Origin of the sequence: Streptomyces collinus Tu 365 (genome assembly GCF_000444875.1) — a bacterium.
GTDB lineage: Bacteria > Actinomycetota > Actinomycetes > Streptomycetales > Streptomycetaceae > Streptomyces > Streptomyces collinus_A.
Genome location: NC_021985.1, coordinates 3229044 through 3242348, shown reverse-complemented (window position 1 = coordinate 3242348; position 13305 = coordinate 3229044). Strand labels below are relative to the sequence as shown.

At 72.4% G+C, this 13305-nt stretch carries 9 protein-coding genes; 5 read left to right on the top strand and 4 right to left on the bottom strand.

From position 1 onward, the window contains the following. Positions 1-11: 11 nt before the first annotated feature. Positions 12-3323, bottom strand: coding sequence for a S8 family serine peptidase (locus tag B446_RS14005; protein WP_043478254.1), 3312 nt, complete (start codon positions 3321-3323; stop codon positions 12-14). 156 nt (positions 3324-3479) lie between these two features. Further along, positions 3480-4022, bottom strand: a complete 543-nt coding sequence (locus B446_RS14000; protein ID WP_020940095.1) for a CGNR zinc finger domain-containing protein — start codon at positions 4020-4022, stop codon at positions 3480-3482. Positions 4023-4147: 125 nt separating this feature from the next. On the opposite strand from B446_RS14000, the gene B446_RS13995 reads away from it, so the two are divergent. From B446_RS13995 to B446_RS13975, 5 genes are all read left to right on the top strand, one after another. Next, positions 4148-4594, top strand: a complete 447-nt coding sequence (locus B446_RS13995) for a VOC family protein (RefSeq protein ID WP_020940094.1) — start codon at positions 4148-4150, stop codon at positions 4592-4594. A 2-nt stretch (positions 4595-4596) separates the two neighbouring features. Next, positions 4597-5583 (top strand): pyridoxamine 5'-phosphate oxidase family protein, encoded by a 987-nt coding sequence (locus B446_RS13990; RefSeq protein WP_043475557.1) that lies wholly within the window; start codon positions 4597-4599, stop codon positions 5581-5583. 15 nt (positions 5584-5598) lie between these two features. Further along, complete coding sequence (locus tag B446_RS13985; protein WP_193384459.1) at positions 5599-6081, top strand: NUDIX hydrolase; 483 nt, start codon at positions 5599-5601, stop codon at positions 6079-6081. A gap of 200 nt (positions 6082-6281) precedes the next feature. Next, complete coding sequence (locus tag B446_RS13980) at positions 6282-8027, top strand: TIGR03767 family metallophosphoesterase (protein WP_020940091.1); 1746 nt, start codon at positions 6282-6284, stop codon at positions 8025-8027. Positions 8028-8128: 101 nt separating this feature from the next. Next, the gene (locus B446_RS13975; protein WP_020940090.1) at positions 8129-9301 is read left to right on the top strand and encodes a serine hydrolase domain-containing protein; all 1173 of its coding nucleotides are present in this window, start codon (positions 8129-8131) and stop codon (positions 9299-9301) included. An 81-nt stretch (positions 9302-9382) separates the two neighbouring features. Here B446_RS13975 and B446_RS13970 read toward each other — a convergent pair whose 3' ends face one another. After that, positions 9383-10420, bottom strand: a complete 1038-nt coding sequence (locus B446_RS13970; RefSeq protein WP_020940089.1) for a hypothetical protein — start codon at positions 10418-10420, stop codon at positions 9383-9385. A 207-nt stretch (positions 10421-10627) separates the two neighbouring features. After that, positions 10628-13210 carry an aminopeptidase N gene (pepN, locus tag B446_RS13965; protein WP_020940088.1) on the bottom strand — a complete coding sequence of 861 codons (2583 nt, stop codon included), beginning with the start codon at positions 13208-13210 and terminating at the stop codon, positions 10628-10630. Positions 13211-13305: the final 95 nt, after the last annotated feature.

Genomic DNA, 13305 nt, shown 5'->3' with positions numbered 1-13305 from the left:
CACGTCACTGCTTACGGCGTGACCTTCTCGATCTTCACGCTGCCGGTGCCGGCGACGGTGCCGCGGGCGTTCACCAGCTGCACCCGGCCGAAGAACTCGCGGCCTGCGGGGGCCTCGGCGGCCGCAGTGACCTGGGCGGTCACCGAGGCGGAGTCACCGGTGCCGAGCTTGACCGGGGCCGAGCCGTCGACCGTGACGGTGCCGAGCGAGGAGGAGAAGAACACGTCCCGGTAGTCGTAGTCGGTCGACCCGGACGGCACCGAGTAGCCCACGACCTTGACCGTGTACGTCCCGGCGGCCGGCGACGGGATGGAGACCGCCTCCTCCGAGTCGCCGTCGGCGGACTGCGCGACCTGCTTGCCGTTCGCGTCGTACACGGTCAGGTCGAGGTCGGCGGCCGCGTCCGAGACGTTGCCGATCGCGACGTCGAGGGACTTGGCGCCGGCCGGGACGGTCACCGTGGTGGTCTGCGTCTCGCCCTGCTTGATGGCCGGACGGGTCGTGCTGGACGAGCCGAGCGGGCCGCCGACCAGCGTGCCGTCGAGCGCCGCGTACTTGTTCGTCACCTTCCAGGAGGCGGCGGCCGGGACGCCGACCTTCGCCTCGGGCACGGACACGGTCTGCGGGTCGAAGGCCGCGCCGAGGACGGAGACGTCCAGCTTGTACGGGTTGTCGAGCAGCGGCGACGTGCGGCGCGCCTCGACCTCGACCTCCCAGACGCCGGGCTGCGGGTCGGCGTAGGAGCGGACGTCCGGCTTGCAGCCGTTGCCGTCGAGGTAGTTGTTGTAGCAGTACGGGGTGCCGGTGTTGTCGACCGGAGTGCCGTAGGGGTGGATCGCGATGAACCGGGTCTGGCTCTTGTCCTTCAGCCCGCCGATCGCGACCTCGAGGGACTTGGCGCCCTCGGGCACGGTCAGGAAGTAGGACCGGGTGCTGTTGCGCTGCACCGAACCGGACGCGTTGTAGGTGAAGCCGACCGGGGCGGAGACCACGACGGTGGTGAGGATCTGCTGGTCGACCCCCTCCGTGCGCGGGTCGTCGACCTCAAGGATCGCGCTCTTGAGACCCGCCGACCGCGGGGCCGCCTGGACCTTGACCGTCACCGGCTGGTTCAGCGGCAGCCGCACCGTGTCGTCACCGAGGATCCGGAACGTGTGCTCGGCGTTGTTGGCGAGGTGCAGCTCGTGCCGCACGGCCTTGTCGGGGCCCGAGGTACGGGTGACGGTGATGTCGTAGGCCTTCTTCTGGCCCGCCTTCAGACCGCCCTCGCGGTCGTACAGGCCGGTGCCGAAGCCCGGGGTCTTCAGGGCGTAGTCGATCGCGGTGTCGACCGGGGCCTTGACGGTGTAGTCGTGGGCGGTGGCGTGATGCCGGATGGAGTCCCAGGCGTCCACGATGTCGATCAGGCCCGCGCCCTCCTCGTAGGCCTGAGCGCCCTTGATGTGGTCGGCCGTCGAGGTCAGCGCCGTGCGCAGGGTGGCGGGCGTCAGGTCGATGCCCTTCTCCTTGGCGGCCGACAGCAGCAGCGCGGAGGCGCCGGTGGCCTGCGGGGACGCCATCGAGGTGCCCTGGAGCATCGAGTAGCCGGCCGGCAGCGAGTAGCCCGCCTCGGCGACCGGGGAGCCCGGCAGCCAGGTCTGGGTGCTGTTGATCGCCGCGCCGGGCGCCACCAGGGTCGGCGTGAAGCCGCCGTCCTCACGCGGGCCGCGCGAGGAGAAGGGCATCAGCTGGTAGTCCTTCTCCACCTGCGAGCCGTAGTTGGCCGCCCAGGTCTGCCGGGAGATGGCGGCGCCGACCGAGATGACCTTGTCGGCGAGGCCGGGGTCACCGATCGTGTTGGCGCCGGGCCCGGAGTTGCCCGCGGAGATGACGAGCTGGACGCCGTAGGTGTCGATGAGCCGCGTGTAGAGGGCGGCGCGCGCGTTGTTGCCGTCGTTCAGCGCCGGGAGGCCGCCGATCGACATGTTGACGATGTCGACGCCCCGGTTGACGACCAGGTCGATCATGCCCTCGGTGAGGGCGACGTTGGTGCAGCCGCCGGTCCAGGTGCAGGCACGGGAGGAGACGATCTTCGCGCCGGGGGCGGCGCCGTTCATCCGCCCGCCGAACAGGCCGTTGGCGGCGGTGATGCCGGCCACGTGGGTGCCGTGCTCGGACTCGATGACGCCGATGTTGACGAAGTCGGCCTTCTTGCCGACCCAGGACCCGCCGTAGGGGTCCATCGCCACGTCCTTGCGGATCTGCACGACGAACGGCACGCGCTCGACGACGTCCGTCTTCGGGTCGTCGGTGCCGAAGTAGCCGACCTGGTAACCGTCCTTGTACGGCTTCATCGCGGTGTCGTCGGTGAAGTCGTGGTTGTTGTTCAGGTCGACGGTGACCGTGCCGGCCGCCGGGTCGTAGAGCACGCCCCAGCTGTCGGTGGTGTCGCCGTCGCGGTCGAGGTCGCCCGCCTCGTCGCCGCCGGTGGTGGCGGACTCCTTGAAGGTGCTGATCTCGTACGAGCCCGCGGCGGCCGTCCAGTTCTGGCCGGAGTACGAGAACGAGGGGCCGGAGACCGCGGTCACCATGGGGCGCCAGGTGGCGTCGCTGTCCACGATGGGGTCGGTCGAGGTGACCCAGTCGACGATCTTGCGCTCGCCGGTGGAGGTCTTCTGCAGCGCCGGGTGACCGAGGTCGACGCCGGAGTCGAGGATGCCGATGGTGACGCCGCGGCCGTCCGCCTTCGGGTGGTCCTTGACGAAGTCGACGGCACCGGTCTCGAAGGACGGGTTGTACGGGTTCCTCGCCGGGGTGCTCTTGTCCGGGCCGGGGTAGGTGGCGGCCGACGGCTTGCCCTGGGCGCCGTGCGGGGTGTCCGCGGCGGGCGACGGGTCGTCGAGCGGTATCTCCTGGCGGAGGTCGATCGCCTGCACCGAGGACAGCTTCGCGGCGGCGGCGATGGCCGAGTCCGCCTTGGCGGTCGGCACGGTGGCCCGGACGTAGCCGAGCTTGTCGTAGGTGCGGCCCACGGACCCGCCCTTGACGGCGTCCAGTTCGCCGGCGACCTGCTCGGTCTTGCCGGGCGTGGTCGCGATCATCATCGTGACGGTCTTGGCGTGGTCCGCCTTGGCCTCGGCAAGCGCTTCGGCGTCGTCCGAACCGAGCTTGTCGTGGGCCGACTTGACGCCCGGTCCGGGGGCCGTGGCGGAGGGCGCGTCCGTGGCGAGGGCCAGGGGTATCGGCCCGGTCGCGGAGAGCGCGGCCACCACGCCGACGGCCACCGCCAGACGGGCGAGATGTCTGTGGCCGGGTATCGGGGCGCGCTCGGGGGTCTGGGTCATCGGCATCCCTTGCAGGTCGAGAATCCTGAGCCGGATGAGCGCACAGCTTTACCCAAGGTTCAGGACTTTGGGGACCGTTGACCGGAACGTGATGGATGTATGGGGAAAACCCGCGATGGGATTTGGGTGAATAAGGGCTGACCGGGGCGGATTTGCTCAGCTGTCCTTGGAACGGGCGTAATGCCGGGAGGCCTTGGCGCGGTTGCCGCACGCGGCCATCGAACACCAGCGCCGGGTGCCGTTGCGCGAGGTGTCGAAGAAGTGCAGGACACACGTCTCGTGGGCGCAGCGGCGGATCCGGTCCGGTGCCCGCGTCAGCAGGTGCAGGTAGTCCCGCGCGGCCAGCCAGGCGGGGCCCCAGGACGGGTCGGTGAACTCGGGCTCCTCGGACACGCCGTTCTCGGTCAGCCGGGCCCGGATGCGCCCGTGCCCGAGCACGGCGTCGACGAGCGGGGCGCCCTGGGCGAGGGAGTCGTCCACCGCGGCCCGCAGCGCCTCCCGGGCCTCGCGCAGGTGCCGCAGCACCTCCGCGTCGGCCGCGTGGGCGCCGTCGAGCCCGTTGCCCGCCAGCCACACCGCGAGGCCCTCGGTGTCGGTGAGCAGGTCCTGGGTCACGCCCTCGCTGTTCCACCGGGTGTTGAGCAGGTCGAGCGCGAGGGGCTCACCGGTGAGCGGGCGCGGGTCGTGGGCGGCGGGCATCGGGCACTCCTTCTCGGCTAACCCCTCAAGCGTACGTGACCGGTTGACCGCGCCCGTCCTAACCTTCTAACGTGAGAACACCAGTTAGAGATCCCTCATGACCGAACAGCCCGAAGGGGAGAGCCATGACCTTGCGCACCGGCCACACCGGCCTGAACGTCACCGACCTCGACCGCTCGCTCGCCTTCTACCGCGACGTGCTGGGCTTCGCCCTGCTGGCCGAGGGCAAGGAGGACGACCGCAGGTTCGCGTTCCTCGGGGACGGCGGTGACCTGCCCGTGCTGACCCTCTGGCAACAGGCGGACGGCGGGTACGACGGGAGCCGGGCGGGACTGCACCACCTGGCGTTCACGGCCGACACGGTGGAGCGGGTCCGGGAGTACGAGACGGCGCTCAGGGCCGCCGGGGCCGAGTTCGCGCACGAGGGCCTCGTGGCCCACCGGGAGGGCTCGGCCTCGGGCGGGATCTTCTTCCACGACCCGGACGGCATCCGCCTCGAGATCTCCGTCCCGGACGGCGCCGAAGGCGCCCCCGCGCCGCACGCGTCCGCCCCCACCTGCGGTTTCTTCTAGTCATGAGCGTGTACCACGCCGGCTCGCGCGCCGTGCAGGACCTGGTCGGCGTGCGGGAGCGCGCCGACCACGTCGGCCGCTCCCTCGGCCAGGGCATCAAGCCGGTCGCCGCGGCCTTCCTGGAACTCCAGCCCCTCCTGGTCGTCGGCGCAGCGGATCCCGGGACGGGCCGTGTCTGGGCCTCGGCGGTCACCGGCCGCCCCGGCTTCGTCCGGGCCACCGGCCCCCGGCGGATGTCCGTCACCACGACCCCCGCCCCGCCGGCCACCCCCGCCCCCGACGGCGGTCCCGGCGGTGGCCTGGCCCCGGCCGACCCGCCCAGGACGGCTCCGGTCACCCCCGTCCTCGGCGGCGGACTGGCCTCGGCCGACCCGCTCACGACGGCCCTGGCCACCCCAGGCACCCCCGTCGGCACCCTCGCCCTCGACCCGCGCACCCGCCGCCGGATGCGCCTCAACGGCCACGCCGAGCCCACGGCCGGGGGCTTCGCGGTCGACGCCGACCAGGTCTTCGCCAACTGCCCGAAGTACATCCAGCGCCGGGAGACCTGCGCGTGGGTGCCGGACCGCGTGCCGGGCCCGCCGCGCACCACCGGCCGGCTGGACGACGAGCAGGCCGCGTTCGTCGCCTCGGCCGACACCTTCTTCCTGGCCACGGTGCACCCCGGCGGCGCCGACGCCAGCCACCGCGGCGGCGACCCGGGCTTCGTGCGGGTGCTCTCACCGCGCGAACTGACCTGGCCGGACTACCCCGGCAACGCCATGTTCCTCACCCTCGGCAACCTGCGCGCCGACCCGCGCGCCGGACTGCTCCTGCTCGACTGGACGACCGGCACCACCCTCCAGCTCACCGGCACGGCGCACGCCGAGTTCACCGCCGACGGCGGGCGCAGCGTCCGCTTCACCGTCACCGAGGCCGTCCACACCCCGGCGGCGCTGCCGCTGCGCTGGTCCGCGCCGGAATATTCACCCGCCAACCCGGACAACTAGCGCTAACGTCCCCGCATGCGACGGAACCTGAGAGTGGCGGCCTACGCCGTCTGCGTCCGTGACGGACAGATCCTGCTCGCCCGCTCCCCGGCCGCCGACGGCACCCGCGAATGGGTCCTGCCGGGCGGCGGCATGGAGCACGGCGAGGATCCGTACGACACCGTCCACCGCGAGCTGATGGAGGAGACCGGCTACCGCATCCGGGTCACCGGCTTCCTCGGCGTCGACTCCCGCCGGCACCTCTTCGCCGGCCGGCGCCTGGAGCCCGCCACCGACCACCACGCGCTCCGCCTCGTCTACGAGGGCGAGGTCGTCGGCGGCGAACTGCGCCCCGAGGTGGACGGCACCACCGACCTCGCCGCCTGGCAGGACCTGGACGCCGTGCCCGGACTCGCCCGGGTCCGGCTCGTCGACGTCGCGCTGCGGCTGTGGCGGGAGCGGCCCGCCGACGGACGCCTCGAGGACCGTCCCCTACCCCGGCAGATGAACGAGGAGTGACCGCCGCCGGGCCGGGCGCGATCGACTCCGTGGCCGCCCCGCCCACCCCGTGATCCACGTACGGTGATCGGCGCCGCGCGTTGCCGCCGCGTTCACGCGCAGGTCATCCCCGATGCCAACCATCCAGAGCGAGCGGGGCGTTCGCGCCTTGGACGGCCCGCGACCACTGCCGACGCGTTCGCACTCGGGGAGATCGCGCCATGTCGCGCTCACGCTCTGCCACCTCCGTACCGGGGGTCCACCGACGTACCGTCCTCGCCGCCGCCGGAGCGGTGTCGCTCTCGGCGGGGGCCGGCTACGCCCTGCGTCCCACCGACAGCCAGGCGGCCGGCGCCGCCGAGGCGCCCGTCGCCCACTCCCGGCGGGCCGCCGCCGCGCCGCTCGCCCCCTACACCAAGGGCACCACGCTCGCCTCCGTCGCCGCTCCCCGCAACAGCTCCGGCTACCGGCGCCTCGGCGACGGCCCCGGCTGGAAGCGCGTCGTGCGCGCCGAGCTGGCCGCGCCCAAGTCCGGGCGCGCCGCGCGACGTTCGACGCTCGCCGCGTTCGTGCAGTTCACCGACCTGCATCTGACGGACGTCCAGCACCCGCTGCGCCTGGAGTACCTGCGCGCCCACGACCCGCACGCCTGGCGCCCGCACGAGGCGCTCACCGTGCCCGGCGCGATCTCGCTCGTGGAGCGGGTCAACGCGCTGCGGGGCGCCCCCGTCACCGGCGCCCCGCTCCACTTCGTGATGACCACCGGCGACAACACCGACAACAACGCCCACTCCGAACTGGAGTGGTTCATGACGGTGATGAGCGGGGGCCGCGTCACGCCCAACTCCGGTGACCCGCGGCACTACGAGGGCGTGCACAACAGCGGCCTGAAGCTGTACTGGCAGCCGGACTCCACGGTCCGCGACGGCGACAAGGCGGTCGGCTTCCCGCACCTCGAGGGCTTCCTGGCCGCCGCGATCCGCGAGGCCAGGAGCCCCGGCCTCAAGCTGCCCTGGTACTCCACCGTCGGCAACCACGACATGCTCCCGCTCGGCTGCCACGGCTCCCGCGGCGACAACTACCTCACCGAGGCGGCCATCGGGGGCAAGAAGCTGATGACCGCCACCGCCGCCGAGGCCAAGAAGCTCCAGGACGCCGTCAAGCAGGCCACCGACCCCAAGGGCACCGGCTACCGGGACTTCCTGAAGGCCCACGCCCGCTCCATGCGCTCGGTCACCCCGGACGAGAAGCGGGCCCCGTACACCCAGGCCGACTACCTCAAGGCCCACCTCGACCCGGCCCACCAGGGCGTCGGCCCGGTCGGGCACGGCTACTCCTCGGCGAACCTGGACGCGGGCACCCAGTACTACGCCTTCCGCATCTCCGACGACGTCGTCGGCATCAGCCTCGACACCACCGACGCCGGCGGCCACTACGAGGGCTCCATCGGCACCGCCCAGCTGGACTGGCTCGCCCGGACGCTGAAGGACAACAAGGACTCCTACGCCGTCGTCTTCAGCCACCACACCAGCGGGACGATGACGAACACCCGCCCCGACCCGGCCCGCCCCGGCGAGCGCCGGCACACCGGTGCCGAGGTGGTCTCCGTCCTCTCCGCCCATGCCAACGTGCTCGCCTGGGTGAACGGCCACATCCACAAGAACGTCATCACCCCGCACAAGGCGTCCGGCGGCCGTTCCTTCTGGGAGATCTCCACCGCCTCGCACGTCGACCACCCCCAGCTGGCCCGGGTCGTCGAACTGGTCGACAACAAGGACGGCACGGTCTCCCTGTTCACCACCCTGATCGAGTCCGCCGCCCCGCACCGCACCGACTACGCCGACCTCTCGCAGACCGGCCTCGCCGCCCTCTACCGCGAACTGTCCTTCAACGCGCCCGGCGCCAAGAAGACCCTCGCGGGCGAGCCGGCCGACCGGAACACCGAACTGGTGCTGAAGAAGGGCTGATTGTCACTCAACCGGCCTACACCGGAGCAACCTTCGCGCAATGCCGGGGAGTCCCTTCCCCCGGCCGGCCGACCGGCCGGCCGGGACCCTTGGGGGAACACATGCGCGTACGCACGACCCTGGTGGGCGCCACCGCCCTGCTCGTCGCCGCGGCCCTGGCCGGCCCGGCCGCCGCGGCCGACGGCGGCACACGGACCGCGACGGCCCCGACGGCCTCGACCGACGGCCACGCGGGCACCCGCCGGGCGCTCCAGGAGGCGGTCCGGGCGGGTGTGCCCGGCGTGACCGCCACCGCGAAGGACACCCACGGCACCTGGTCCACCACCGCGGGCGTGGGCGACGTCCGCACCGGCGCCCCGCGGACGGCGGCCGACCGCTACCGCGTCGGGAGCATCACCAAGACCTTCGTCTCCACCGTCCTGCTCCAGATGGAGGCGGAGGGCCGGATCTCCCTGGACGACAGCGTGGAGAAGTGGCTGCCCGGAGTCGTCCACGGCCACGGCCACGACGGGCGCCACGTCACCGTCCGCCAGTTGCTCAACCACACCAGCGGCATCTACAACTACACGGCCGACGAGGACTTCGGCCGCACCTACTTCCTCGCGGACGGCTTCCTCAGGCACCGCTACGACACGCTCACCCCGCGTGACCTGGTGGCCGTCGCCATGAAGCACGCGCCGGACTTCGCGCCGGGCACGTCCTGGAACTACTCCAACACCAACTACGTCCTGGCCGGCATGGTGATCCAGAAGGTGACCGGGCACTCCTACGCCACGGAGATCGACCGGCGGATCATCGGCCCCCTGCACCTGAGGGCCACGTCCCTGCCCGGGACCAGGGTCACCGTCCCGCGCCCCAGCGGCCGTGCCTACTCCAAGCTGGCCGGGACGGCGACGGGCCCGACATACGACGTCACGACCCTCAACCCCTCCCTCGCCTCCTCGGCCGGCGAGATGATCTCCGACTCCGCCGACCTGGACCGCTTCTACGGCGCCCTGCTGCGCGGCCGGCTGCTCCCGCCCCGGCAGCTGAAGGAGATGAGGACCACGGTGAAGATCGACGGCGCCCCAGACATCCGCTACGGCCTCGGCCTCATGGACACCCGGCTGTCCTGCGGCGTCCACGTCTGGGGCCACGACGGGGGCATCCACGGCTCCACGTCCTCGGCGGTGACCACGGCCGACGGCCGCCACTCCCTGGCCTTCAACTTCAACGGGGACTGGACGGGGGACCACGGCGCGGTGATCGAGAAGGAGTTCTGCAACACCCTGTAGACGGCCCCGGACACGAGGAGGGTCCCCGGTACCGGTACCGGGGACCCTCCCCTCCCCTCCTGACGCCGCCCGGGTCCGGCACTACCGCGGCAGCACGACGACGTACGCGGCCGGGTCGCGGTCGCCCGACGCCATCAGGGCCGTGCGGACCACCGCCGCCTGCTGCTCCGTCGACTCCCGGAGCTTGCGGGGGGTGATGTACACGACCGTGATGCCCAGCCGTTCCAGGTGCTCCCGCTTGCGCGCGTACTCCGACCAGAGCGCGTCCTCGTCCTGGCGGGGCGCGCGGGTGTCGAGCTCCACCGCGACCGCCTGGTCCGGCCAGTAGGCGTCGAGGCCGCCCAGGTGGGGGCCGCCCGGCAGGCGCAGGTCCACGTTCCACACGGGGTCGGGCAGGCCGTGCTCGGTCACCATCCGGTACAGCCGGTCCTCGGCGACGGCCCGGCCCTCGGCGAGCAGGGAGTCCACGGCGTCCACCACGTGCGGCCGGGTCAGCAGCTTCGCCTGGGTCAGCTCGCGCACCACGGCGGCCGGTTCGCAGTGGCCGCCGCGCACCGCCTCGGTCAGCAGCCGGCGCACCGCGTCCGCGTCCGTCAGCCCGGCGACGGCGTCCGCCAGCGCGCGCGGCACCGGTGCCACCGGCAGGCCCGTGACCGCGCGCGGGGTGGGCAGGCCGGAGGTGCGCAGCACGCGCACGTAGCCGCTGGAGCGCAGCCGGCGCAGCCGGGGGACCAGCACGTCGACGCGGTCCAGGGAGAGCAGCGGCGGCGTCGACGAGAAGCCGTACAGGGTGAGCGCCGCCAGGCCGGTGATCATCGCCTCCGCGTACACGGGGCGGTGCGGTTCCCCCGCGGCGGGCTGGGCCGGGACGCCCGGGGCCGACTCCCGGGACGCGTAGAGCAGGGCCCCGTGGAGCCGCTCCTCGCTCGTGGGCGGCCCGGGGTGCAGGAGGACCACCTGGGGCAGCAGGAGCTGCCAGGGGCCGCCGGTGCGGCACTGGTCGCTCAGCTCGGCCGCCGAGACGCCGTGCGAGCGGAGCTGAGCCGCCGTCAGGACGCGGCGGTGGACCTCGGAGAGGTGACGGAGGGGGCGGGGGGAGACCGGGGTGTTGTGCGTCATGGCCTGGGGATTCCCGCGCTCCGCCGCCTCCTTAACCGCTGTTACACGCCCGTCGAGGAATGCGGACAAGGCGGTACTAAAGGACGGGTGTTCGGGTGCCGAGTAGGGACCGGAAACCCCTGGTCCGATCGGGTGCGGACCAGGGGTTACGGCTGTGATTGCCTGAATTCCGTAACGGTCACCGACCGGGGAAGCTCAGGCCAAGGATCACGCCCCGGCGGCCGCCGAGTCGCACTCCTGTGCGCGCAGCGACCGCGCCAGGTCGTCCCGCGCCTCCAGCACGAGCCGGCGCAGCGCGGGCGCCGCGTCCGCGTGGGACGCCAGCCAGCGGTCCGCCGCCTCGAGCGTCTCCGGGCGGTCCTGGAGGGAGGGGAACAGGCCCCGGACGACGTCCATGCCGATCTGGATCGACCGCTCCCGCCACACCCGCTCGATCACCGCGAAGTACGACTCGGCGTACGGCGCCGTCAGCTCCCGCTGCGAGGGCTGGTCGAAGCCCGCGATCGTCGCCTCGACCAGCGCGTTCGACAGTGCGTCGGACTCCACCACCTGCGCCCAGGCCTGCGCCTTGACCGCCGCCGACGGGCGCGCGGCCAGGCAGCGCACCTGGTGGCGCTTGCCGGACGCCGTGTCGTCCCGGGCCAGTTCGGCCGCGAGGACGGACTCGTCGGCCGCCCCGTGGGCCGCCAGCGGCTCCAGGAACGCCCAGCGCAGCTCCTGGTCCACGTCCAGGCCGGGCACCGGAGCCGTGCCGTCCAGCAGCCCCTTGAGCAGGGTGAAGTCCGCCTCGTCGGAGGCGGTCGAGGCGAAGAAGCGCGCCCAGGCGAGCTGGTGCTCACTTCCCGGCTCGGCCGCCCGCAGCTCCCGCAGCGCGCCCTCGGCGAGCAGCCGCTCGCCCGTCGCCCGCCAGGCGGGCGCCGTGTAGTGCGTCAGCGCCGACCCGGCCCAGGCGTGCAGCATCTGCAGCACGCCGATGTCGGACTCCCGGCCCGCGAACCGCAGCACCAGGTCCACGAACTCCCGCGCCGCCAGCAGTCCGTCCCGGGTGAGGTTCCACAGCGCCGACCAGCACAGCGCGCGGGCCAGCGGGTCGGTCAGCTCGCCCAGGTGCGCACGCAGGGTCGTCAGCGAGGTCTCGTCGAAGCGGATCTTGCAGTAGGTCAGGTCGTCGTCGTTGACCAGCACCAGCGCCGGCGCCTCGGCCCCAACCAGCTCCGTGACGACCGTGCGCGGGCCGTCCACGTCCGTCTCCACGCGGGCGTACCGCTCCAGCGTGCCCTCGGGCGTCCGGCGGTACAGGCCCACCGCGACCCGGTGCGGGCGCAGCTCGGGGTGCGACTCGGGGGCGTCCTGGACCACGGCCAGCTCGGCGATCCGGCCCCCCTCGGTGTCCAGCAGCACCTGCGGGGTCAGCGAGTTCACCCCTGCCGTCTGCAGCCAGGACCGCGCCCACGCCGACATGTCCCGGCCGCTGGTCTCGCCCAGCACCGACAGCAGGTCCCCGAGGCGGGTGTTGCCGTACGCGTTGCGCTTGAAGTAGCGGCGGGCGCCTTCCAGGAAGGCGTCCTGGCCGACGTAGGCCACCAGCTGCTTGAGCACCGAGGCGCCCTTGGCGTAGGTGATGCCGTCGAAGTTGAGCTTGGCGTCCTGCAGGTCGCGGATGTCCGCGGTGATCGGGTGCGTGGAGGGGAGCTGGTCCGCGCGGTAGGCCCAGGCCTTGCGGCGGTTGGCGAAGGTGATCCAGGCGTCCCGGAAGCGGGTCGCGCCGACGGCTCCGAACGTGCCCATGAAGTCGGCGAAGGACTCCTTCAGCCACAGGTCGTCCCACCACACCATGGTGACCAGGTCGCCGAACCACATGTGCGCCATCTCGTGCAGGATGACGTTGGCGCGGGCCTCGTAGGAGGCCTGCGTGACCTTGCCGCGGAAGATGTACTCCTCGCGGAAGGTCACCAGGCCGGGGTTCTCCATCGCGCCGAGGTTGTACTCGGGCACGAACGCCTGGTCGTACTTCCCGAACGGGTACGGGTAGTCGAAGTGGTCGTGGAAGAAGTCCAGGCCCTGCTTGGTGACCAGGAAGACGTCGTCGGCGTCGAAGTAGGGCGCGAGGCCCTTGCGGCACAGGGCGCCGAGCGGGATCTCCAGCTTCGTGCCGTCCGCGAACGTCCGCTCGTAGAGGTCCGTCACGTAGTGGTACGGGCCCGCCACCACGCAGGTGATGTACGTCGAGATCGGCTTGGTCTCCGCGAACCGCCACACGCCGTCGGTGAGTTCCCCGGCGCCGTTGCCCCACACCGTCCAGCCCTCGGGGGCTTGCACCTCGAAGCGGTAGGGGGCCTTGAGGTCGGGCTGCTCGAAGTTCGCGAAGACGCGGCGGGCGTCGGCCGGCTCGTACTGGGTGTAGAGGTAGACCTCGCCGTCCTCGGGGTCGACGAAGCGGTGCATGCCCTCGCCGGTGCGGGAGTAGGCGCACTGCGCGTCCACGGTCAGCTCGTTCTCGGCGGCCAGGTCCTCCAGGGCGATCCGGGAGCCGTCGAAGACCTCGCCCGGGTCCAGGTCCTTGCCGTTGAGCGTCACGGACGTCACGCCCGGCGCGATCAGGTCGGCGAAGCTGGACGCGCCCGGCTCGTTGCAGCGGAACCTGATCGTGGTCACCGACCGGAACGTGCGCGGCTCGCCGTTCCCCTCGCCGAGGGCGGAGCGCAGGTCCAGCGCCACCTCGTACCCGTCGACGGACAGCAGGGCGGCCCGCTCCCGGGCCTCGTCACGGGTCAGATTCTCACCGGGCACGGGCGGCACTCCCTCGTGGTCGCTTGGATGCGTGGAACAGGAGTGATCCTGCCATGTGCCCCTGACCGAGGCACCGGGGGAATGGGGCTGCCGGG